Below are 23,939 nucleotides of genomic sequence, written 5' to 3' on the forward strand. Positions count from 1 at the left end.
GTTATGAATGAAAGACTAACAATTCAAGACCTTACTGACTTATTGGCAGCCAAACATAGCATGACCAAGAAAGACGCCGAAGCGTTTGTTAAAGAGTTTTTTCTCTTGATAGAACAAGCTTTGGAGAACGAAAAGACTGTAAAAATCAAAGGATTGGGAACTTTCAAACTTATTGATGTAGATAGCCGGGAAAGTGTCAATGTCAACACAGGAGAACGTTTCCAGATAAAGGGACATACAAAAGTCTCATTTTCTCCGGATGCCAATCTAAGAGATACAATAAATAAGCCTTTCGCACACTTTGAGACTGTTGTATTGAATGAAAATACAATTTTGGAAGATACTCCGATAGAAGATACAGAGGAAGAAGAAGCAGGTGAGGAAGCATCAGCACAAACTGTATTGAATGAGATTGGTGAGAATACGCCCCCCCTTGTAACGGAGGAATATGAAAGCACTGATGATGAGCTTTCAGAAAAAGAGTTGATTCAGGAAGAGCAAATAACTGCTCAACCATCTGTGGAAGACTCCATTGAAGAACCTGTTATCGTTGAAAATGTATCTACAGTAGAAGAATCTATTGAGCCATCCTCTCATGTAGAACCTAAAGGAACCAGCACAGAAACTAATATTGAAGAGAAAGTCGAACAGCTGGAAGATGAAGAAGTCCCGGAAGAGGAAGTCGCAATGGTAGAACAACAACCTGCAGCACCTATAATAGAAGAAAAAGAGGAGATCACTGCCGAGAAAATTATAGAACAAGAGCTTATGAAAGCAAATCTGCAACCTGTGGCTCCTATAATACCTCCTGCTAAAAAAGAAACGATAAAACCGGTCAAATCAGAACATGTATCCCAACCGGCTTCTAAAAAAACAGCTCCAGTGAAGGAAAAATCTCCTGTACCTTATTTAATAGCTGTTATTGTAATCGTTTTGTTATTATGTGGAGGGGTTATCCTGTTTATTTATTACCCGGATTTATTTTCTTCTTCATCTGACAAGAATGCGCTGGATATGCCACCTGTGACAACTCAACCCGTTCAACCGGAAACACAACTTTCCGATACAATTGAACAGAAGGATACCATAAAGGAAATAACTCCTGATGTACCTAAAGTTGTTACGCCCACACCACCTGTTGCTCAAAAAGAAGAAACTGTTCCTGCCAAAGCAGAACCCCAGACAGCTCCACAGCAACCCGCTACATCTGCTTATTTGGATTCAGCATCTTATAAAATTACAGGAACCAAAACAAAATATACAATCAAAGAAGGAGAAACTTTAACTAGGGTTTCCTTGCGTTTTTATGGTACAAAAGCAATGTGGCCATACATTGTGAAGCACAATCCGAAGGTTATTAAGAACCCCAATAACGTACCATATGGCACAACAATTGAAATACCGGAACTTACAAAAGAATAAATAGCAATAATCCATTCACCCGATCATACAAATCCTGTATTGATCGGGTGAAATGTTATGGATGTACAAAAGCGTATGAAAGTACCTTAATCTAAAGATTTCGCATTGTTTTTTAATAAAAATTAGTTGCAATCGTTAATTATATGGCGTACTTTTGGAGGCAAAATAAGAAGCCTTACAACACACAGGAAAGGCTTACATAAAAATAAAAGGGATTTAAATAATAAAATATTAAGTATTTATGGCTGAATCAATTGATATCCGCGAGCTAAATGAGCGGATTGAAAGACAAAGTGCTTTCGTTACCAATCTTACGACAGGGATGGACCAAATCATTGTTGGTCAGAAACATTTGGTTGAATCACTGCTTATCGGATTACTTTCCGATGGTCACGTTCTTTTGGAAGGTGTGCCTGGTTTGGCGAAAACTTTGGCTATTAAAACACTCGCTTCTCTGATTGATGCGAAGTATAGCCGTATCCAGTTTACGCCGGACTTATTGCCTGCCGACGTTATTGGTACAATGGTTTACAGTCAGAAAGATGAATCTTTTAAAGTGCAGCGAGGACCAATTTTCGCAAACTTTGTATTAGCTGATGAAATCAACCGTGCTCCTGCTAAAGTACAGAGTGCTTTGCTGGAAGCAATGCAGGAACGTCAGGTTACTATTGGTAAAGAAACATTCATATTACCGGAACCTTTCCTTGTACTGGCTACTCAGAACCCTATCGAACAAGAAGGTACTTACCCGCTTCCTGAAGCACAAGTTGACCGTTTCATGTTGAAAGTTGTCATTGATTATCCAAAGCTGGAAGAAGAAAAACTGATTATTCGCCAAAATATCAATGGTGAGAAGTTCAATGTGAAGCCTATTCTCAAAGCGGATGAAATTATTGAAGCACGTAAGGTTGTTCGTCAAGTGTACCTGGATGAGAAGATTGAACGTTATATTGTAGATATTGTATTTGCAACTCGTTTCCCTGAAAAATATGACCTCAAGGAACTGAAAGATATGATCGGATTCGGAGGTTCACCTCGTGCGTCTATCAATCTGGCTTTGGCTGCTCGTACGTATGCATTTATCAAACGTCGCGGTTACGTAATTCCGGAAGATGTACGTGCTGTAGCACATGATGTTCTCCGTCATCGTATTGGATTGACATACGAAGCTGAAGCTAATAATATGACTTCGGACGAAATCATCAGTAAGATTCTGAATAAGGTTGAAGTGCCCTAATTTGTAGTTATAATACAGTCAATAAGTAGTCATTAATATCTATACATGACTACTTAACTACTTACTACTTAACTACTGTATAAATGGAAACAAGTGAAATACTAAAAAAAGTTCGCCAAATTGAAATAAAGACACGAGGATTGTCTAACAATATCTTTGCAGGCCAATATCATTCGGCTTTCAAGGGTAGGGGTATGTCATTTTCGGAAGTCCGTGAGTATCAGTTCGGCGATGATATACGTGACATAGACTGGAATGTGACTGCGCGCTTCAATAAACCTTATGTGAAAGTGTTTGAAGAAGAACGTGAACTGACAGTTATGTTAATGGTCGATGTTTCCGGAAGTTTGGAATTTGGTACGATCAAGCAGTTGAAGAAAGATATGGTGACGGAAATCGCTGCCACGCTTGCTTTCTCTGCTATTCAGAACAATGATAAAATTGGTGTGATTTTCTTTTCAGACCGGATAGAAAAGTTTATTCCTCCCAAGAAAGGACGTAAACATATCTTATATATTATCCGCGAATTGATTGATTTTCAGCCGGAAAGCCGTCGTACAAATATTCGTCTTGCCTTAGAATATTTGACAAACGTGATGAAAAGACGTTGCACCGCATTTATCTTATCAGACTTTATTGATCAGGACAGCTTTAAGAATGCACTGACCATTGCTAACAGAAAACATGATGTAGTAGCATTACAAGTGTACGATAGGAGGGTTAGTGATCTTCCCCCAGTAGGACTGATGCGAATCAAAGATGCGGAAACTGGACATGAACAATGGATCGACACCTCTTCCAAAGCTGTACGCCGGGCACATCGTGACTGGTGGATACAAAAGCAGACTGAACTTAACGATACTTTCACTAAAAGTAACGTGGATGCTGTATCTGTCAGAACCGACCAGGATTACGTAAAGGCATTGTTGAATTTATTTGCCAAACGAAATTAATGGAATCAAAGATGAATAGAAATATTATTCTGATAGCATTATTAGCTCTATTGTCTGTAGGCAAAGCAGCAGCACAGTCTGTCACGGTAGAAGCAAAAATTGATTCATTGCAGATACTGATTGGCGAACAGGCGAAAGTGCAATTGCAAGTAGCCATGGATGCTAAACAGCGTGCTATTTTTCCTGCTTACACCGATACATTGGTAAGAGGTGTGGAAATTATAGAAACTGTCAAACCGGATACTCAATTCCTGAATGATCGCCAACGAATGTTGATTACTCAAGAATACATTATCACTTCTTTTGACTCTGCTCTATATTATCTACCACCAATGCCGGTTACCGTAGATGATAAAGTATATAAATCCAAAGCTCTGGCATTGAAAGTATATTCGATGCCGGTTGATACATTACATCCGGACCAGTTCTTTGGACAGAAACCTGTGATGAAAGCTCCTTTTGCGTGGGAAGACTGGTATGGATTGATTGCTTGTTCATTCCTGGCTTTACCTTTGCTTGGTTTACTGATCTATCTCATTATTCGTATACGTGATAATAAACCTATTATCCGTAAAATAAAAGTTGAACCTAAATTGCCGCCACATCAGGCTGCAATGAAAGAGATAGAACGTATCAAAACAGAGAAGATATGGCAAAAAGGACAATCGAAGGAGTATTATACCGAACTAACGGATACACTTCGCACCTATATTAAGAACCGTTTCGGATTTAACGCATTAGAAATGACTTCTTCTGAAATAATTGACCAGCTATTGGAGTTGAATGATAAAGAGGCTATATCAGACTTGAAGCTTTTGTTCCAGACCGCTGATTTAGTTAAGTTTGCCAAACATGATCCTCAGATGAATGAAAACGATGCTAATTTAATTAATGCCATCGATTTTATCAATGAGACAAAACAACCGGAAGAGGAAAACCAGAAACCGCAACCAACGGAAATCACTATCATTGAGAAACGTTCTTTACGTGTTAAAGCTATGCTGATTTGCGGAATTGCACTGTTATCAGCAGCACTGATTGGTACCTTTATATATATAGGTCTGCAGTTATACAATCTTTTTGTATAAAGAGTGTATAACTTAATACTAAATAGTAAACTGTTAAATCATAAATAAAATGGTTTTTGCCAATATTGAATATCTGTTTTTGCTATTATTGCTTATACCATATATTGTATGGTATATCCTGAAACAAAAGAAAAGTGAAGCAACCCTTCAAATTTCAGATGCTCGGGTATATGCACATACACCTAAAAGTTATAAGAACTATTTGTTGCATGTTCCATTTCTACTGCGCTGCATTGCTTTGGTGTTAGTTATCTTGGTTCTTGCACGCCCGCAAACTACTAACAAGTGGCAGAACAGTGAAATAGAAGGAATTGATATTATGCTGGCTATTGACGTTTCTACCAGTATGCTGGCTGAAGACTTAAAGCCAAACAGACTTGAAGCTGCCAAAGATGTAGCTGCTGAATTTATCAACGGACGCCCCAATGATAATATCGGTATTACATTATTTGCAGGAGAAACTTTCACTCAATGTCCGTTGACTGTAGATCATGCCGTATTGTTGGATATGATACATAATATTAAATGCGGCCTTATCACTGACGGTACTGCGGTTGGTATGGGTATTGCTAATGCTGTGACTCGCTTAAAAGATAGCAAAGCGAAATCTAAAGTTATTATCTTATTGACGGATGGTACTAATAATAAGGGAGATATTTCTCCAATGACAGCAGCAGAAATAGCTAAAAGTTTTGGTATTCGTGTATATACTATCGGGGTAGGTACTAATGGAATGGCCCCTTATCCTTATCCGGTGGGGAATACTGTACAATATGTAAGTATGCCGGTGGAAATTGATGAAAAGACATTGACAGAGATTGCCGGAACAACGGATGGTAACTATTTCCGGGCTACGAGCAACTCGAAACTAAAAGAAGTATATGAAGAAATTGATAAACTGGAAAAGACGAAACTGAACGTAAAAGAGTACAGTAAACGAGACGAAGAGTATCACTGGTTTGCCCTAGCTGCTTTCCTCTGTGTTTTGTTGGAAGTACTATTACGCAATTCGGTACTCAAAAAAATTCCATAAGAATGTTTGTCAATCGTTATTTGTCAATCATAAAATAGTAAGAAGATGTTTCGATTTGGAGAACCTACATATTTATACTTATTGCTGCTATTACCTTTTTTAGCAGCTTTCTACTTGTATTCCAACTACAAGAGAAGAAAGAATATCCGACGCTTCGGGGACCCGACTTTATTGGCTCAATTAATGCCTGATGTATCCAAATATCGTCCGGATGTAAAATTCTGGATTATTTTTGTTGCTATTGGCTTGTTCTCCGTATTATTAGCACGCCCCCAATTCGGTTCTAAGCTGGAAACGGTTAAGCGTAAAGGAGTAGAGGTAATTATAGCTTTGGATATTTCAAACTCTATGTTAGCTCAAGATGTACAACCTAGCCGTCTGGAAAAAGCAAAAAGACTAATTTCCAGATTAGTGGATGAACTTGACAATGATAAGGTAGGTATGATTGTATTTGCAGGTGACGCTTTTACTCAGCTACCAATTACAAGTGACTATATTTCCGCTAAGATGTTTTTAGAGTCCATCAATCCTTCGTTGATTTCTAAACAGGGTACAGCTATCGGGGAAGCAATCAATTTAGCAGCTCGTAGTTTCACTCCACAAGAAGGGGTAGGACGTGCTATTATTGTTATTACTGACGGTGAAAATCATGAGGGTGGTGCAGTGGAAGCCGCAAAAGCCGCTGCAGAAAAAGGTATTCAAGTAAGTGTATTGGGAGTAGGTATGCCTGATGGTGCCCCCATTCCGGTAGAAGGTACGAATGATTATCGTCGCGACCGGGAAGGTAATGTGATTGTTACCCGTTTGAATGAAGCTATGTGCCAGGAAATTGCTAAGGAAGGAAAAGGTATATATGTACGAGTAGACAACTCTAATTCAGCCCAAAGAGCTATTAATCAAGAAGTGAACAAAATGGCGAAGTCTGATGTAGAGTCGAAAGTATATACAGAGTTTAACGAACAATTCCAAGCTATTGCATGGGTTATTCTACTATTGTTATTGGCAGAAATCTTAATTTTGGACCGCAAAAATCCTTTATTTAAGAACATTCACCTGTTTTCTAATAAGAAATAGTTATACGTATGTTAAAAAGTAAATATATTCTATTCGCTGTATTTCTGCTAGCGACAGTCGGTGTCTCGGCTCAGAAAGCAGAACGCGACTATATCCGTAAGGGAAACCGCCTGTTTAATGATAGTGTATTTGTTGACGCAGAGGTAAACTACCGGAAAGCTCTGGAAGCAAATCCCAAGTCTACAGTATCTATGTACAATTTGGGAAATACTCTTTCGCAACAGCAAAAGTTTCAGGATGCCATGGAACAATACGTATCGGCCAGCAAAATTGAAAAGGATAAAATGAAGCTCGCCCATATCTACCACAATATGGGAGTACTTTTCCAAGCTGGTAAAGATTATGCAAAGGCTGTGGACGCCTATAAAATGTCACTGCGTAATAATCCTGCCGATCATGAAACCCGGTACAATTTGGCTCTTGCACAGAAAATGTTGAAAGATCAACAAAATCAGCAGAATCAAGACCAAAATCAGGATCAGAATAAAGATCAACAAAAGCAAGATCAAAAACAAGATCAGAATAAAGACAAGCAGAAAGATCAGAAACAAGATGAAAAGAAAGATCAGCAGCAACCACCGAAGTCAGAAAAAAAACAAGATAACCAGATGTCAAAGGAGAATGCTGAACAATTGCTGAATTCTGTAATGCAGGATGAAAAAGATGTGCAAGACAAAGTGAAAAAGCAACAAAAAGTTATGCAAGGTGGTCGCTTAGAAAAAGATTGGTAATATAAAGTTGATGATATAAATTTCATAAGCAATGAAAAAACTGATTATTATATTGATGGCATTGATAGCATATAGCACTCAGATGCTTGCTGATAAAGTGTCTTTTACTGCTTCTGCTCCTGACGCAGTGGTAGTAGGCGACCAGTTCAGGCTGTCGTATACTGTTACTACACAAAAAGTGAAAGATTTCCGGGCACCATCAATCAAAGGTTTTGATGTGTTGATGGGGCCAAGCCGTTCACAACAAAGTAATACTCAAATAGTAAATGGTAATGTTACGTCTACTAGTAGTATTACATTCACATATATATTAATGGCGAATAATGCCGGAGAATATACAATACCTGGAGCTTCAATTGTTGCTGATGGCGATCAAATGGTATCAAATTCAGTAAGGATTAAAGTATTGCCACAAGATCAAGGTGATAGCAATAGTAGCAGTAGCTCTTCTACACATTCCTCATCTGGTACAGGGGTCTCTAACCAAGACTTGTTTATTACAGCAAGTGCCAGTAAAACGAATGTGTACGAACAGGAAGCATTTGTCCTGACCTATAAAATATACACCAGAGAATCCAATTTACAACTGAATAATGCAAAGTTACCCGACTTTAAAGGCTTCCATTCTCAAGAAATCGAAATGACTACAAATGCGAGATGGACTCCGGAACATTATCAGGGACGTAATTACTATACGACAGTTTATCGTCAGTTCGTTCTCTTCCCGCAACAATCAGGAAAACTATATATTGATCCTGCTCAATTCCAGATGACAGTCGGTAAGCCTGTACAATCTGATGATCCTTTTGATGCTTTCTTCAATGGAGGAAGTAATGTCATTGAAATAAAAAAATCAATTTCCACCCCTAAAATAGCAATAAATGTAAATCCGCTTCCTGCAGGTAAACCGGCAGATTTCTCCGGTGGAGTGGGAGAGTTCAATATTTCTTCATCTATCAACAACAAGGAACTGAAAACCAATGATGCTATTACTATTAAATTAGTAATATCCGGTACAGGTAACCTGAAATTAATTTCTAATCCGGAAATTAAATTCCCAGATGATTTTGAAGTATACGATCCCAAAGTAGACAATCAAGTCAGATTAACCCGGGAAGGACTTACAGGTAATAAGGTTATCGAATATTTAGCAATTCCGAGACATGCTGGAACATATAAGATTCCAGGAGTATCTTTTAGTTATTTTGATATTCGCTCCAAATCTTATAAAACGCTGAAAACAGAAGAATATGTAATAAACGTTGAGAAAGGTGCGGGTAATGCAGATCAAGTAATTGCTAATTTCACTAATAAAGAGGATTTGAAAGTATTAGGTGAGGACATCCGTTACATCAAACAAAACGAAGTTACTCTCCAGCCTAAAGGAAGTTTCTTCTATGGTTCAATGACATATTGGCTATTCTATATCATTCCGGCTCTTGCCTTTATTATTTTCTTTATTATTTATCGTAAGCAAGCTGCTGAAAATGCGAACGTAGCTAAAATGCGTACGAAGAAAGCCAATAAAGTAGCAACAAAACGTATGAAGTTAGCTGGAAAATTACTCTCAGAAAATAAGAAAGATGCTTTCTATGATGAAGTTTTAAAGGCACTGTGGGGATATATAAGTGACAAACTGAATATTCCGGTATCTCGTTTATCTAAAGATAATATTGAAGAGAAGCTAAGAAATCATGGAGTAAATGAGGAACTAATCAAAGAATTCCTGAATGCATTGAATGACTGTGAATTTGCCCGGTTTGCTCCAGGTGATGAAAATCAAGCCATGGATAAAGTTTATTCTTCTTCAATAGAAGTAATAAGCAAAATGGAGAATTCGATAAAACATTAACCCAGAAGAGATTGTGTCATGAAAAAGATATTATTTTTTATATTATTATCAATGTCACTTACTTGTTTTGCACAAGATTCGTTAAACATTGATTCTAAACAAACCAATGGAGCTGATTCTATCCACGCTTCACACACCACATTTTCCAGTAACACACTGGAAGATGCCACAAAAGCTGAAGGCGATTCCGCATATATAAAAGAAGATTATGCAGCAGCTATTCAAATATATGAAGCATTATTAAAAAATGGAGAAGCTGCTGACGTTTATTACAATCTGGGAAATAGTTATTATAAAATAGGAGAGATAGCGAAAGCTGTTTTAAATTATGAGCGTGCCTTGTTATTGCAACCTGGAAATGGCGATATACGTGCTAATCTTGAAGTGGCACGCGCAAAGACAATAGACAAAGTTGAGCCTGTTCCTGAAGTGTTCTTTGTTTCATGGATCAAATCTCTGACAAATAGCATGAGTGTAGATGCATGGGCCACATGGGGTATTGTATCCTTTATTCTATTGATTATAGCTCTTTACTTTTTTATATTCTCTAAACAGATTGTGTTAAAGAAAGTAGGCTTCATATTAGGAATTGTTTTTCTGATTGTCACCATTTGCTCTAATCTTTTTGCTTCACAACAAAAAGAACATTTAGTCAATCGAAATGAAGCTATAGTAATGAACCCAAGTGTAACAGTTCGAAGTACTCCAAGCGAGAGTGGTACCAGTTTGTTTATTCTGCATGAAGGGAGAAAAGTAAACGTCAAGGACAACTCTATGAAAGAATGGAAAGAAATTCGGTTGGAAGATGGAAAAGTAGGATGGGTACCAGCTTCCGCTATTGAAGTAATATAAAGGTCATTAATAGATTTTATAAATTCAAGAAAAAAAGATAAGCAAATAATTTGTTTTATCTTTTTTTTTGCTTAAGTTTATAGCGTGATAAAAAAATCACATAGTATTAACCATTAAATTTATGAGACATGAGAACAATAACGTTTAATGAACTTCGTAAAATTAAAGATTCATTGCCTAGCGGTAGCATGCATAGAATAGCAGACGAACTTGGTTTGCACGTAGATACAGTGCGAAACTTTTTCGGAGGACACAATTTCAAGGAGGGAAAAAGTGTCGGAATACATCTTGAGCCCGGTCCAGATGGTGGGCTTGTAATGTTGGATGATACGACCGTTCTTGATCGGGCTTTAAAAATCCTAGATGAATTGAATATGAGTATGCAAAAAGAACAGGCTACCGAATCTGTGCAAGTTTAAAATATAACAAACTGAATCCCAATTGAATCAAACAATTGGGATTTCTTATTTGTTTTCACCTTATAAAATGTGCATTTATGGAAGACAAATTAGTAACCCTAGCCATTCTGACATACACCAAAGCGCAGATCTTAAAGAATGTCTTGGAAAATGAAGGTATAGAAACATACATTCACAACGTAAATCAAATACAACCGGTTGTTTCTTCGGGGGTGCGTTTACGCATAAAGGAAAGCGATCTGCCACGTGCTTTGAAAATAACAGAAAGTTCTACATGGCTGTCTGAAAGTATAGTGGGAGAGAAGGAGCCCAAAACAGAAAATAAGTCAAATAAGATTTTAATTCCCGTCGACTTCTCTAATTATTCGATGAAAGCGTGTGAATTTGCATTTAACCTAGCAAAAACAGAAAATGCTGAAGTCATTTTGTTGCACGTCTATTTTACGCCTATATATGCTTCATCATTACCATATGGAGATGTTTTCAATTACCAAATTGGAGATGAAGAATCCGTAAAAACGATTATTCAGAAAGTTCATTCTGACCTCAATGCCTTATCAGAAAAGATAAAAGAAAAAGTCACATCGGGTGATTTTCCCAATATTAAATATAGCTGTATCTTACGTGAAGGTATTCCAGAAGAAGAAATCTTAAGATATGCTAAGGAACAGCGTCCTATGGTTATCATCATGGGGACTCGGGGAAAGAATCAGAAAGATATCGATTTGATTGGCAGTGTAACTGCTGAAGTTATTGATAGAAGCCGCACAGCTGTACTGGCCATTCCCGAAAACACACCATTTAAACAGTTTAGTGAAGTAAAACGGATCGCCTTTATTACCAATTTTGATCAAAGAGATTTAATTGCTTTCGAAGCATTCTTTAATACTTGGAAATCATTCCATTTTTCTGTATCTTTAATACATCTTACTGACTCCAAAGATACCTGGAATGAAATAAAACTAGCAGGCATAAAAGAATATTTTCACAAGCAATATCCAGGGCTTGAAATTCATTATGATGTAGTAATGAACGATAATTTGTTAAAAGGACTTGATCAGTATATCAAAGATAATCAAATAGATATAATCACTTTGACTTCTTACAAAAGGAACATATTTGCTCGGTTATTTAATCCAAGTATTGCTAGAAAAATGATTTTTCATTCTGATACACCATTACTTGTTATTAACAGCTGATCAGATCAAGCAAAAAATGGGCATTTATGATTGGTGAATAATCAATATTATGTTTAATACAAAAAGGAGCAATGTTATTATATTACTCCTTTTTAATTTTTATCAATTGAAGAAAGTTACTCCCCCAAATGTATATTTTGATTATCTCTCCCCAATAGAATTATACGAAAAAAAAGAAGGTTACTATTTCTAGCAACCTTCCCATATTTTTCAGACTTATAATTTTCCTGAAAACGATATTACTTCATCAGTTTATCGATTTCTTCAAATTCAGGTCCCATGTTCAAGTTATAGTAAACTCTATAAAGACCTTGTAACCATAAATCTTGTTGATCAGGTTTCAAAGCTCTAGCTTTTTCATAGAATGGTTTAGCTTCTTCGTAGAATTTCTTAACTACAGCCTGTGCTTCAGCATATTTAGGATCATTGATATCTGTTGTTGCTTTATCAGCATAATCCTGTGCTTTCATCAAATATACCAAGCCTACATTAGAGTATGCTTCTGCATATTCCGGATCAGCAGCAATAGCTTTCTTGTAGTATTCGATTGCATTATCATACTCTTTCATATTATGATAAAGATATGCTTTTACATACAAATACAACTTATTGTTCGGATCATTAGATAACATTCTGTCAGCAAACTCCATAGCTTTTGAAGCTTGATTAGAGCTATTATAATAATCAACCAAGTTAGCGAAGAAATAATCATTTCCTGGGAACTTAAGGATACCCTCTTCCAAAGCCTTAATCCATGCAACAGTATCACCTTTAGCCTTATATGCATCAGCCATCAACTGCATTGCAAATTTACCACCATCTTTATCAGACAAAGCAGCAGGAGCATACTTAATAATTGCATCTTTATCACCTACTCTATCAGCAGCTAATGTTGCGTAATAGGCAATTTGCGGGAGAAGAGTATCGTTTTTAGCCAATTCTTTATCAGCTAACATTGGGTAAGAAGCTGATTCAACATATGTTGCAAAGAATTTCAAGGCTTCTTTATTCTTATCCAAGTTAAAATACTGAATACCACCATTAATCAAATTAGGACGTTCAGCCAACATACTTGAAGCGTTTGCTTTCCGGTATTTGTTTTTAACTTTCCCCTTTTCATTAGGTATTTCCGCTAATTCATCACACTTAGTATAGTACTCATACATTTTCAGAATGCTATTATACACTTTCAATGTATCATACGGCTTTTTCAAAAAAGCATTTTTCATTTGCTCTTCGTTGATACGTCTCTGAATAAATCCAGCAACGTCCCATGTGTCAGCAAGATCCTTCGTTTCAGGATTCTTCATAGCTTCCCCAATAAGCTGTTCAGCCTGCTTAAAATTAGGTTTTACATCATTAGCAATACTCTTTGCTTCTTTTACATTCTTCGTTTGTGCGAATGAGAAGCTAACAGCCATCAATAAAACCATCGAAAATAATACTCTTTTCATGATTGTTGTTTGATTAATTATTAATATTATGTCTATTCCTCGATTTCGTTGTTGCTTTCGTTTTCATTTACGTCTGCTGCATCATCAATATCAGGAGCATCAGCATTCGGATCACTCACAATTGTTCCTTCTGCTTCTTCTGCCGGAATTTCATCTTCAAGACTTTCTGTCATAACCTTACATACCGAACCAATCTGGTCGTTACGTTTTTCTAGATTTATCAGACGGACACCTTGAGTAGCACGGCCCATAATACGAACATCAGCCACTTTCAAACGAATAGTGATACCAGACTTATTGATAATCATCAAGTCATTTTCATCAGTTACTGACTTGATTGTTACCAACTTACCTGTTTTTTCGGTAATATTCATGGTCTTCACACCCTTACCGCCACGGTTCGTCTTACGATAGTCTTCTATTTCAGAACGTTTGCCATATCCTTGTTCGGAAACTACCATCACAGATTCTGTCTTCAAATCTTTGATACAAATCATTCCTACTACTTCATCCTGACCATCATTATCCAATGTAATACCGCGTACACCTGTTGCTGTACGTCCCATTACACGAACTGCTGCTTCATGGAAACGAATTGCACGTCCATTACGATTGGCAATGATGATTTCATTGTTTCCATTCGTCATACGAACTTCAATAACACTGTCATCTTCACGGATAGTTATGGCATTTACACCATTCTGACGAGGACGAGAATACTGTTCTAGTAATGTCTTCTTTATTACCCCTTTCTTAGTACAGAACAATACATAATGGCTATTAATAAACTCAGAATCCTCCAAACTCTTCACACGCAAGTATGCAGTTACATTATCGTCCGAGTCAATATTCAACAAATTCTGAATAGCACGTCCCTTAGAATTCTTCGTTCCCTCAGGTATTTCATATACTTTCAGCCAATAGCACTTGCCTTTTTGTGTAAAGAACATCATCGTATTGTGCATGGTAGCAGGATAGATATGTTCTACAAAGTCTTCATCACGGGTCTCCGTACCTTTCGAACCTACACCACCACGATTTTGTGCACGGAATTCAGTCAACGGAGTACGTTTGATATAACCCATATGAGAAATTGTAATAATCATCTGATCATCTGCATAGAAGTCTTCCGGATTGAACTCTTCTGAAGAATAAACGATTTCAGAACGACGTTCATCTCCATATTTCGTTTTAACTTCCAACAATTCATCTTTCATTACCTGACGGCATACTTCATCATCAGCCAAAATACTTTCCAAATAAGCTATCTGCTTCATTATTTCTTCGTATTCCGCATGAAGCTGATCCTGCATCAGACCTGTCAATTGACGCAAACGCATTTCTACAATTGCGCGAGCCTGAATTTCTGTCAGGTTGAATCGCTCAATCAAGCCTGCTATAGCGTCATTAGGAGTTTTTGCTGCACGAATGATACGAATTACTTCATCAATATTATCCGAAGCGATAATCAAACCTTCAAGAATGTGCGCACGTTCTTTCGCTTTACGAAGATCGAACTGAGTACGACGAATAACAACTTCGTGTCTATGTTCGATGAAATATTTAATTAAATCTCTCAGATTCAACGTTTTTGGACGTCCATGAACCAAAGCAACATTGTTTACGCCAAAAGATGTCTGCAAAGCTGTCATTTTATAGAGTTTGTTCAACACTACACTTGCATTTGCATCACGTTTGATGTCAATAACAATACGCATACCGTCACGGTCAGACTCATCGTTGGCATTTGAGATACCTTCTATTTTCTTATCATTTACAAGATCAGCTATATACTTAATCAGTTCGGCCTTATTTACATTATAAGGAATCTCGGTTATTACGATCTTATCATGTGTCTGTCCGCTTTCGATTTCGGCTTTCGCACGCATAATTACACGTCCCCGTCCAGTCAAATATGCCTCGCGTACACCACTCACACCATATATAAACCCGCCAGTAGGGAAATCTGGTGCTTTGACAAATTCCATCAGTTCTTCTACTGTAATTTCCGGATTATCAATATATGCTTCACATGCTTCAATTACTTCCGAAAGATTATGAGGAGGCATATTGGTAGCCATACCTACAGCGATACCGGATGCTCCGTTCACCAGAAGATTCGGGATACGTGTCGGCATAACTTTAGGTTCTACCAGCGTATTATCAAAGTTAGGCTCAAAATCGACGGTTTCCTTATACAGGTCATCCATCATTGCTTCACCCAACTTATTAAGACGAGCTTCTGTATAACGCATAGCAGCAGGGCTATCACCGTCTACAGAACCAAAGTTCCCCTGTCCATCTACCAAAGGATAACGCATTGCCCATTCCTGAGCCATACGCACCATTGCAAAATAAACAGAAGAATCTCCATGAGGATGGTACTTACCGAGTACCTCACCCACAATTCTGGCTGATTTCTTATAAGGTTTGTCTGAAGTATTGCCCAATTCCATCATTCCGTATAAAATTCTACGGTGAACAGGCTTAAATCCATCTCTAACATCCGGAAGGGCACGTGAAACGATGACCGACATGGAGTAGTCAATGTACGATGACTTCATTTCCTCCTCGATGTTAATCTTTATAATTCTGTCTTGTTCAAGCATTTAAAATGATTATTAATTATACATTCTACGGTTTGTGAAAAACCACGCTAAAGTACTACTTTTCCCCGATATACGAAAGTTTTTAGAAAGAAAGTTTTAGCATGACCGGGACGACAATTCATTAAACTTTAAAATTCGAAAATAAAAAGATAAAAACGATAAATATAATATGGAAAGATAGATAACATTGGTAAAAAAGAGCTGGATATTTGTTATACCTTATATATATAATGCAAATACACCGTTTTTATGGCACGCCATTTGTAGATATAAGAAATAAAGCAAATATTGCAATACAAACTTGATTAATGCGTATATTTGCCAGTGAATAACCCTTAGAAGAAAAGGAAAAGTATGAATAATCAATTCTCACAAAGAGTTTCCGACATTATCGTCTATAGTAAGGAAGAAGCGAATCGGTTGAGAAGTAGGTATATAGGCCCTGAGCACCTGCTTCTGGGAATCCTTCGTGACGGTGAAGGAAAAGCTATCGAGATATTGTCTAAACTCAACACCAATCTAGCTGCAATAAAGCAACAGATTGAAGCTCAACTGAAGGCAGAAGCTGATGATATGTTATTGCCTGATGCAGAGGTACCGTTATCTAATGATGCGGCAAAGATATTAAAAATGTGTATTTTAGAAGCTCGTGGAATGAAAAGTAACATCGCTGATACAGAACATGTATTATTGGCTATTTTAAGAGAAAAAAACAATATGGCCGCTTCTGTACTTGAAGCAAACGATATAAATTATGTGAAAGTACTGGAGCAAGCTACATTGCAGCCAGATATAAACTCTGGTATGGGCTTTACGGAAGACGATGATGATGACGAAGAAATGTCCTCTCCCCGTTCCGGCAGAGGTGGTTCGGACGAACGCCAACAGGCACAAACCGCTTCAAAGAAGCCGTCTAATGACACACCGGTACTTGACAATTTCGGTACTGACATGACAAAAGCGGCAGAAGAAGGACGCCTGGATCCCGTTGTCGGCAGAGAGAGAGAAATCGAACGTTTAGCGCAGATCTTAAGCCGCCGCAAAAAGAACAATCCGATTTTGATTGGTGAGCCTGGTGTAGGAAAATCAGCGATTGTTGAAGGTCTTGCATTAAGAATCATTCAGAAAAAGGTTTCGCGGATTCTGTTTGATAAACGAGTGGTTGCTCTTGATATGACTGCTGTTGTAGCAGGAACCAAATATCGTGGACAATTTGAAGAACGTATTCGTTCCATTCTCAATGAATTACAGAAAAATCCGAATGTAATATTATTCATTGATGAAATCCACACGATTGTAGGCGCAGGCTCTGCGGCAGGTTCTATGGATGCTGCCAATATGCTAAAACCGGCATTGGCAAGAGGAGAAATACAATGTATCGGTGCTACCACTCTTGATGAATATCGTAAGAACATTGAGAAAGATGGCGCTTTGGAACGTCGTTTCCAAAAAGTAATAGTAGAACCGACTACCGCTGCCGAAACTTTGCAGATTTTGCGTAATATCAAGGATAAATATGAAGATCACCACAATGTGTATTATACGGATGAAGCATTGGAAGCATGTGTCAAGCTGACAGACCGCTATATCACAGATCGTAATTTCCCTGATAAAGCTATTGACGCTTTAGACGAAGCCGGTTCACGTGTACATCTTACCAATGTCAATGTGCCCAAAGAGATAGAAGAACAAGAAAAACTGATCGAAGAAGCCAAAAGCAAGAAAAACGAAGCTGTGAAATCGCAGAATTTCGAACTTGCAGCCAGCTTCCGTGATAAAGAAAAAGAGCTTTCTGTCCAATTGGATGAGATGAAAAAAGAATGGGAAGCCAATCTGAAAGAAAACAGGCAAACTGTTGATGCAGAAGAAATTGCCAATGTCATCTCAATGATGTCAGGCATTCCGGTACAACGGATGGCACAGGCTGAAGGTATCAAGCTCGCAGGTATGAAAGAAGATTTGCAGGCTAAAGTCATCGCACAAGATACAGCAATAGAAAAACTGGTTAAAGCTATTTTGCGAAGCCGTGTAGGGCTAAAAGATCCTAATAAGCCAATTGGCACATTTATGTTCTTAGGCCCGACAGGAGTTGGTAAAACTCACTTAGCAAAAGAGTTAGCCAAATATATGTTTGGTTCTGCTGATGCACTGATTCGTATAGATATGAGTGAATATATGGAAAAGTTCACTGTTTCACGCCTGGTTGGAGCACCTCCGGGATACGTAGGATATGAAGAAGGTGGTCAGCTGACAGAAAAAGTGCGCCGTAAACCATACTCGATTGTATTGCTTGATGAGATAGAAAAAGCACATCCGGATGTGTTCAACATCTTGCTTCAGGTTATGGATGAAGGTCGTCTGACTGACAGTTATGGCAGAATGGTAGATTTCAAAAATACTGTTATTATCATGACTTCCAATATAGGAACCCGTCAGCTGAAAGAATTTGGACGTGGCGTTGGTTTTGCGACACAAAGCCGCCTGGATGATAAGGAATTCTCGCGAAGCGTAATACAAAAAGCTCTAAACAAATCATTCGCGCCCGAATTCATCAATCGTGTAGATGAGATAATCACGTTTGACCAGCTTTCTCTGGAAGCAATAACAAAGATTATAGACATAGAGCTGAAAGGATTGTATGATAGAATAGAATCTATTGGTTACAAGCTTGTTATTGAAGATAAGGCGAAAGAATTTATCGCCGGCAAAGGATATGACGTACAATATGGCGCCCGTCCTTTGAAGCGAGCAATTCAAACTTATCTGGAGGATGGCTTATCCGAGCTCATCATTTCCTCCTCTTTGAAGGAGGGAGATACTATTCAGGTATCTCTCAATGAAGAAAAAGGTGAATTGGAGATGAAAGTTGTCACTCCGGAATAATATTATTTCCTGAATAAGAAAATAAAATAATATGCCATAATGTCAGACCTTCGGGTCTGGCATTTTTTTTGTCTCTATCTGAACAAACATCAATTAAAATTAATCAATAGATAAACTAAAAAATATACGTATTATGCAAAAAGGTAATATTGGGGTTACAACAGAGAACATTTTCCCTATCATTAAAAAGTTTTTGTACAGTGACCATGAGATTTTTCTGCGCGAGTTAGTATCCAATGCAGTAGACGCCACTCAAAAGCTGAATACGCTTGCTTCTATTGGCGAATTTAAGGGTGAACTGGGTGATTTAACCGTTCACGTTGAATTGGGCAAAGATACCATTACTATTTCTGACCGTGGTATCGGTTTGACTGCAGAGGAAATTGAAAAGTACATCAATCAAATAGCTTTTTCAGGAGCTAACGACTTCCTGGAGAAATACAAGAATGACGCAAATGCCATTATCGGACATTTCGGACTTGGCTTCTACTCTGCTTTTATGGTTGCAAAGAAAGTGGAAATTATCACTAAATCATACAGAGACGGTGCACAAGCCGTAAAATGGACTTGTGATGGCAGCCCTGAATTCACTATTGAAGAAATTGAAAAAGCTGATCGTGGATCAGACATCATCTTATACATTGATGATGACTGCAAAGAATTCCTCGAAGAAGCACGTATTTCCGAGCTTCTGAAGAAATATTGCAGCTTCCTTCCTGTTCCCATTGCATTTGGGAAAAAGAAAGAATGGAAAGACGGCAAACAGGTAGAAACAGCCGAAGATAATATAATCAATGATACCACTCCTTTGTGGACACGTAAACCTAGCGAACTTTCGGATGAAGATTACAAATCATTCTATAGTAAGTTATATCCAATGTCTGATGAACCACTATTCTGGATTCACCTGAATGTTGATTATCCATTCCATTTGACTGGTATCCTCTATTTCCCGAAGGTAAAGAGCAATATTGAATTAAATAAGAATAAGATTCAGTTATATTGCAACCAGGTATATGTTACGGACTCGGTTGAAGGTATTGTGCCGGACTTCCTGACTTTGTTGCATGGCGTAATCGATTCTCCGGATATTCCGTTGAACGTTTCCCGTTCGTATTTGCAAAGCGACTCGAACGTGAAGAAGATTTCAACTTATATCACAAAGAAGGTTTCCGACCGTTTGCAGTCTATATTCAAGAATGACCGCAAGCAGTTTGAAGAAAAGTGGAATGATTTAAAAATATTTATCAATTATGGAATGCTCACACAAGAGGATTTCTATGATAAAGCGCAAAAATTTGCCCTTTTCACCGATACAAATGACAATCATTATACATTTGAAGAGTATCAGACCCTTATTAAAGATAATCAGACAGATAAAGATGGAAACCTAATCTATCTGTATGCAAATAACAAGGATGAGCAATATAGTTATATTGAAGCTGCCACCAACAAAGGATACAATGTTCTGCTCATGGATGGCCAGTTGGATGTAGCTATGGTGAGCATGCTGGAACAAAAACTTGAAAAATCCCGTTTCACTCGTGTAGACAGCGATGTCGTTGACAATCTTATTGTAAAAGAAGATAAGAAAGGTGAAACGTTGGAAGCCAATAAACAGGATGCAATCACAACAGCCTTCAAGAGTCAATTGCCTAAAATGGATAAAGTTGAATTCAATGTCATGACACAGGCATTAGGAGAAAATTCAGCTCCAGTCATGATTACTCAAAGCGAATATATGCGTCGTATGAAGGAAATGGCGAATATTCAGGCCGGAATGAGTTTCTATGGTGAAATGCCTGATATGTTTAATCTAATTCTGAATTCAGACCATAAGTTGATAAAACAGGTATTGAATGAAGAAGAAAGCGCTTGCCAGGCAGAAGTAGCTCCGATACTTTCTGAAATGGACAATGTCAACAAACAACGCAATGAGTTGAAAGACAAGCAAAAGGATAAAAAAGAAGAAGAAATCCCCACATCAGAAAAAGATGAACTAAACAATCTGGATAAGAAGTGGGATGATCTGAAAAGTAAGAAAGAAGCTATCTTTATCGGCTACGCAAGCAATAATAAAGTTATCCGCCAGCTGATCGATTTGGCCTTATTGCAAAACAATATGCTAAGAGGTGAAGCTTTGAATAACTTCGTAAAACGTAGCATAGAATTGATTTAATATCGCCCCTTTAAACATTACACATACTTCAAGCAAGAGCATTCAACGTTAAATACACGTTGTAATGCTCTTTTTCAATTTAAAACGATCGGTAAAATATCGATTAATTGAAAAGTATTGTATATATTTGAACACTTAATAGACAAAAAATTCAATTGTTTGATTTGGGTTATGAGAAAGATTTTTTTAGTGTTAATTACTTTATGGCTGATTATTCCGGCTATCCATGCCCAAAAAGTAGGACTTGTATTAAGCGGTGGTGGCGCCAAAGGGATGACACACATCGGTATCATTCGCGCTTTGGAAGAAAACAGCATTCCTATTGATTACATTGCAGGCACTTCTATGGGAGCCATTATCGGTTCTTTATATGCCATGGGATACTCTCCTGACGACATGGTAGAACTTCTCAAGTCGGAAGACTTTAAACGATGGTATTCCGGAGAAGTGGAAGAGAAATATGTATATCACTTCAAAAAGAATCTTCCCACTCCCGAATTCTTCAATATTCGTTTTTCATTCAAGGATTCATTGAAAAGTTTGAAACCTCAATTCCTGCCTACCAGTGTTGTCAATCCGATTCAGATGAATCTCGTTTTTGTAGACCTATATGCACGTGCCACAGCCGCTTGTAAGGGAGATTTTGATAAACTTTTTGTTCCTTTCCGTTGCATTGCGTCCGATGTATACAACAAGAAACAATTAGTCATGAAGGAAGGAGATTTAGGAGATGCCGTCAGAGCTTCCATGAGTTTCCCATTCATGTTTAAGCCTATTGAAATAGACAATGTATTAGCCTATGACGGAGGTATTTATAATAACTTCCCTACAGATGTCATGAGAGATGATTTTCATCCGGATGTCATCATAGGAAGCGTCGTGTCAACCAATCCCACTAAACCCAAAGAAAATGATCTCATGAGTCAAATTGAGAATATGGTGATGCAGAAAACCGACTATTCCATTCCGGACTCCATGGGGATTTTAATGACGTTCAAATATGACAATGTTAATCTAATGGATTTTCAACGCATTGACGAATTACACGATATAGGATATAATCGAACCATCAGCATGATGGATTCAATCAAAAGTCGTATTCATCGGCGTGTAAATCTGGACAATATACGTTTAAGAAGAATGGTATACCGGAGTAATTTTCCGGAGCTACGCTTTAAAAATATCATCATCGACGGAGCTAATCCACAACAACAAGTATATATTAAAAGAGAATTTCATAAATCAGATACCAAAGAATTCACTTATGAGGATTTAAAACAAGGTTATTTCCGATTGTTATCTGATAAAATGATTTCCGAAATTATACCGCATGCAATTTATAATCCGGAAGACGACACCTACGATCTACATTTAAAGGTGAAATTAGAAAATAATTTTGCTGTGCGGTTGGGAGGAAATATATCCACTTCCAATTCCAATCAGATCTATCTGGGGCTTAGCTATCAGGATTTAAACTACTATGCCAAAGAGTTTATCCTTGACGGGCAACTCGGAAAAGTATATAATAACGTGCAGTTTATGGCAAAAATTGACTTTGCCACTGCCATTCCTACCTCATACCGTCTTATAGGTTCAATCAGTACTTTCGACTATTTCAAGAAAGACAAACTTTTTTCGCGAAATAACAAACCTGCCTTCAATCAGAAAGACGAACGTTTCTTAAAATTGCAGGTCGGCTTACCTTTCCTTTCGAGCAAGCGAGCAGAGTTTGGGGTCGGAATTGCGAAAATAGAAGATAAATATTTTCAGAAAAGCGTCATTGACTTTGGAAATGACAAATTTGACAAAAGTCGCTATGATTTATTCGGTGGATCAATCAGCTTTAATGGAAGTACCCTAAATTCTAAACAATACCCCACACGTGGATACAGAGAAGCTCTTGTTGCCCAGATCTTCGTTGGAAAAGAGCGATTCTACCCAGGCGAAGGAAGTACCACCAACAACAATAATAAAGACCATCACTCATGGTTGCAATTATCATACATGAAAGAGAAATATCATAATATGAGTGAACATTGGGTTTTAGGATGGTATTTGAAGGCATTATATGCCTCTAAAAACTTCTCCGAAAACTATACGGCCACAATGATGCAGGCTGGAGAGTTTTCGCCCACGCTACACAGTAAATTGACCTACAACGAAGCCTTTCGTGCCAATCAATTTGTGGGAGCCGGTATTCGGCCTATTTACCGTTTAAACCAAATGTTCCATCTTCGGGGAGAATTTTATGGCTTTATGCCCATTTATCCAATCGAAAAAAACTCGTTGAATAAAGCATATTATGGAAAAGCTTTCTCCAAGTTTGAATATTTAGGAGAAATTTCTGTTGTATGTCAATTACCTTTTGGAGACATCTCTGCATATGTAAATCATTATAGCTCACCGAAAAGGGAGTGGAATGTCGGACTAAGTATAGGTTGGCAACTATTCAATTATCGGTTCATAGAATAATTTTCTACAAAAAAAGTCGTTGAAAAGCTTGCTAGTTCGGGAAAAGTCCGTATCTTTGCACCCGTTAAAACGAAATAATGGTCGCGTAGCTCAACTGAATAGAGTAGCTGACTACGGATCAGCCGGTTACAGGTTTGAATCCTGTCGCGATCACTTTTTTGAATTAACAAAATGGCCGCGTAGCTCAACTGAATAGAGTAGCTGACTACGGATCAGCCGGTTACAGGTTTGAATCCTGTCGCGGTCACTGAAAACTTACAAATTATAGGGTCGCGTAGCTCAACTGAATAGAGTAGCTGACTACGGATCAGCCGGTTACAGGTTTGAATCCTGTCGCGATCACTTAATCCTCTGCATTTTATGTGGAGGATTTTATTTTTTCCCCCATTTCATCGAAGAAATCGGGGCTCAGTCTGAAAACTTGGGGGATTGCGTTAAAATGGCTCAGTCTGAAACCTTGGGGGATTGCGTTAAAATTCTTA

The 23,939-nt window shown here is 37.8% G+C and carries 16 protein-coding genes and 3 tRNA genes; 17 read left to right on the plus strand and 2 right to left on the minus strand.

Annotation, left to right across the window (positions count from 1 at the left end):
• Positions 1-3 precede the first annotated feature (3 nt).
• From LPH68_RS06395 to LPH68_RS06445, 11 genes are all read left to right on the plus strand, one after another.
• Positions 4-1,422: an HU family DNA-binding protein gene (locus tag LPH68_RS06395; RefSeq protein ID WP_151923135.1), complete on the plus strand. Its 1,419-nt coding sequence runs from the start codon at positions 4-6 to the stop codon at positions 1,420-1,422.
• A gap of 241 nt (positions 1,423-1,663) precedes the next feature.
• On the plus strand, positions 1,664-2,659 hold the full coding sequence (locus LPH68_RS06400) for a MoxR family ATPase (RefSeq protein ID WP_004314364.1): 996 nt from the start codon (positions 1,664-1,666) through the stop codon (positions 2,657-2,659).
• 83 nt (positions 2,660-2,742) lie between these two features.
• Positions 2,743-3,612, plus strand: a complete 870-nt coding sequence (locus tag LPH68_RS06405) for a DUF58 domain-containing protein (protein ID WP_004314365.1) — start codon at positions 2,743-2,745, stop codon at positions 3,610-3,612.
• A gap of 11 nt (positions 3,613-3,623) precedes the next feature.
• Positions 3,624-4,700: a hypothetical protein gene (locus tag LPH68_RS06410; RefSeq protein WP_008640252.1), complete on the plus strand. Its 1,077-nt coding sequence runs from the start codon at positions 3,624-3,626 to the stop codon at positions 4,698-4,700.
• Positions 4,701-4,749: 49 nt separating this feature from the next.
• Positions 4,750-5,733 (plus strand): VWA domain-containing protein, encoded by a 984-nt coding sequence (locus tag LPH68_RS06415; RefSeq protein WP_004314367.1) that lies wholly within the window; start codon positions 4,750-4,752, stop codon positions 5,731-5,733.
• 45 nt (positions 5,734-5,778) lie between these two features.
• Positions 5,779-6,807: a VWA domain-containing protein gene (locus LPH68_RS06420; protein WP_004314368.1), complete on the plus strand. Its 1,029-nt coding sequence runs from the start codon at positions 5,779-5,781 to the stop codon at positions 6,805-6,807.
• Positions 6,808-6,815: 8 nt separating this feature from the next.
• The gene (locus LPH68_RS06425; protein ID WP_008640249.1) at positions 6,816-7,538 is read left to right on the plus strand and encodes a tetratricopeptide repeat protein; all 723 of its coding nucleotides are present in this window, start codon (positions 6,816-6,818) and stop codon (positions 7,536-7,538) included.
• A 31-nt stretch (positions 7,539-7,569) separates the two neighbouring features.
• Positions 7,570-9,390 carry a BatD family protein gene (locus LPH68_RS06430; RefSeq protein ID WP_004314371.1) on the plus strand — a complete coding sequence of 607 codons (1,821 nt, stop codon included), beginning with the start codon at positions 7,570-7,572 and terminating at the stop codon, positions 9,388-9,390.
• 18 nt (positions 9,391-9,408) lie between these two features.
• Positions 9,409-10,242 carry a tetratricopeptide repeat protein gene (locus LPH68_RS06435; RefSeq protein WP_004314372.1) on the plus strand — a complete coding sequence of 278 codons (834 nt, stop codon included), beginning with the start codon at positions 9,409-9,411 and terminating at the stop codon, positions 10,240-10,242.
• 128 nt (positions 10,243-10,370) lie between these two features.
• Positions 10,371-10,661: a hypothetical protein gene (locus LPH68_RS06440; protein ID WP_004295969.1), complete on the plus strand. Its 291-nt coding sequence runs from the start codon at positions 10,371-10,373 to the stop codon at positions 10,659-10,661.
• Between the two features lie 77 nt (positions 10,662-10,738).
• A complete protein-coding gene (locus LPH68_RS06445) occupies positions 10,739-11,860 on the plus strand; it encodes a universal stress protein (RefSeq protein WP_004314373.1) in 1,122 nt (373 codons plus the stop codon).
• Between the two features lie 239 nt (positions 11,861-12,099).
• On the opposite strand, the gene LPH68_RS06450 is transcribed toward LPH68_RS06445, so the two are convergent.
• Together LPH68_RS06450 and gyrA are read right to left on the minus strand one after the other, a co-directional pair.
• Positions 12,100-13,314, minus strand: coding sequence for a M48 family metallopeptidase (locus LPH68_RS06450; protein ID WP_055234963.1), 1,215 nt, complete (start codon positions 13,312-13,314; stop codon positions 12,100-12,102).
• A 32-nt stretch (positions 13,315-13,346) separates the two neighbouring features.
• Positions 13,347-15,923, minus strand: coding sequence for a DNA gyrase subunit A (gene gyrA, locus LPH68_RS06455; RefSeq protein WP_055234961.1), 2,577 nt, complete (start codon positions 15,921-15,923; stop codon positions 13,347-13,349).
• Positions 15,924-16,277: 354 nt separating this feature from the next.
• Here gyrA and LPH68_RS06460 point away from each other — a divergent pair, with 354 nt between their 5' ends.
• The 6 genes from LPH68_RS06460 (at position 16,278) to LPH68_RS06485 (ending at position 23,799) form a co-directional block, all read left to right on the plus strand.
• Positions 16,278-18,806 (plus strand): ATP-dependent Clp protease ATP-binding subunit, encoded by a 2,529-nt coding sequence (locus LPH68_RS06460; RefSeq protein ID WP_004314507.1) that lies wholly within the window; start codon positions 16,278-16,280, stop codon positions 18,804-18,806.
• Positions 18,807-18,939: 133 nt separating this feature from the next.
• Positions 18,940-20,985: a molecular chaperone HtpG gene (gene htpG / locus LPH68_RS06465; RefSeq protein WP_117684117.1), complete on the plus strand. Its 2,046-nt coding sequence runs from the start codon at positions 18,940-18,942 to the stop codon at positions 20,983-20,985.
• 171 nt (positions 20,986-21,156) lie between these two features.
• Positions 21,157-23,457, plus strand: coding sequence for a patatin-like phospholipase family protein (locus tag LPH68_RS06470; RefSeq protein WP_008640243.1), 2,301 nt, complete (start codon positions 21,157-21,159; stop codon positions 23,455-23,457).
• A gap of 79 nt (positions 23,458-23,536) precedes the next feature.
• Positions 23,537-23,610 (plus strand) — tRNA-Arg (locus LPH68_RS06475).
• Between the two features lie 20 nt (positions 23,611-23,630).
• Positions 23,631-23,704, plus strand: a tRNA-Arg gene (locus LPH68_RS06480).
• A gap of 21 nt (positions 23,705-23,725) precedes the next feature.
• Positions 23,726-23,799, plus strand: a tRNA-Arg gene (locus LPH68_RS06485).
• Positions 23,800-23,939: the final 140 nt, after the last annotated feature.

It is taken from the genome of Bacteroides sp. 1_1_30 (genome assembly GCF_020982715.1).
GTDB classification, from domain to species: Bacteria; Bacteroidota; Bacteroidia; order Bacteroidales; family Bacteroidaceae; genus Bacteroides; species Bacteroides xylanisolvens.

Bases quoted from the DNA above. Each gene is read 5' to 3' on its own strand.
- LPH68_RS06395 (WP_151923135.1), top strand. From the start codon at position 4: ATGAATGAAAGACTAACAATTCAAGACCTTACTGACTTATTGGCAGCC.
- LPH68_RS06400 (WP_004314364.1), top strand. From the start codon at position 1,664: ATGGCTGAATCAATTGATATCCGCGAGCTAAATGAGCGGATTGAAAGA.
- LPH68_RS06405 (WP_004314365.1), top strand. From the start codon at position 2,743: ATGGAAACAAGTGAAATACTAAAAAAAGTTCGCCAAATTGAAATAAAG.
- LPH68_RS06410 (WP_008640252.1), top strand. From the start codon at position 3,624: ATGAATAGAAATATTATTCTGATAGCATTATTAGCTCTATTGTCTGTA.
- LPH68_RS06415 (WP_004314367.1), top strand. From the start codon at position 4,750: ATGGTTTTTGCCAATATTGAATATCTGTTTTTGCTATTATTGCTTATA.
- LPH68_RS06420 (WP_004314368.1), top strand. From the start codon at position 5,779: ATGTTTCGATTTGGAGAACCTACATATTTATACTTATTGCTGCTATTA.
- LPH68_RS06425 (WP_008640249.1), top strand. From the start codon at position 6,816: ATGTTAAAAAGTAAATATATTCTATTCGCTGTATTTCTGCTAGCGACA.
- LPH68_RS06430 (WP_004314371.1), top strand. From the start codon at position 7,570: ATGAAAAAACTGATTATTATATTGATGGCATTGATAGCATATAGCACT.
- LPH68_RS06435 (WP_004314372.1), top strand. From the start codon at position 9,409: ATGAAAAAGATATTATTTTTTATATTATTATCAATGTCACTTACTTGT.
- LPH68_RS06440 (WP_004295969.1), top strand. From the start codon at position 10,371: ATGAGAACAATAACGTTTAATGAACTTCGTAAAATTAAAGATTCATTG.
- LPH68_RS06445 (WP_004314373.1), top strand. From the start codon at position 10,739: ATGGAAGACAAATTAGTAACCCTAGCCATTCTGACATACACCAAAGCG.
- LPH68_RS06450 (WP_055234963.1), bottom strand. From the start codon at position 13,314: ATGAAAAGAGTATTATTTTCGATGGTTTTATTGATGGCTGTTAGCTTC.
- gyrA (WP_055234961.1), bottom strand. From the start codon at position 15,923: ATGCTTGAACAAGACAGAATTATAAAGATTAACATCGAGGAGGAAATG.
- LPH68_RS06460 (WP_004314507.1), top strand. From the start codon at position 16,278: ATGAATAATCAATTCTCACAAAGAGTTTCCGACATTATCGTCTATAGT.
- htpG (WP_117684117.1), top strand. From the start codon at position 18,940: ATGCAAAAAGGTAATATTGGGGTTACAACAGAGAACATTTTCCCTATC.
- LPH68_RS06470 (WP_008640243.1), top strand. From the start codon at position 21,157: ATGAGAAAGATTTTTTTAGTGTTAATTACTTTATGGCTGATTATTCCG.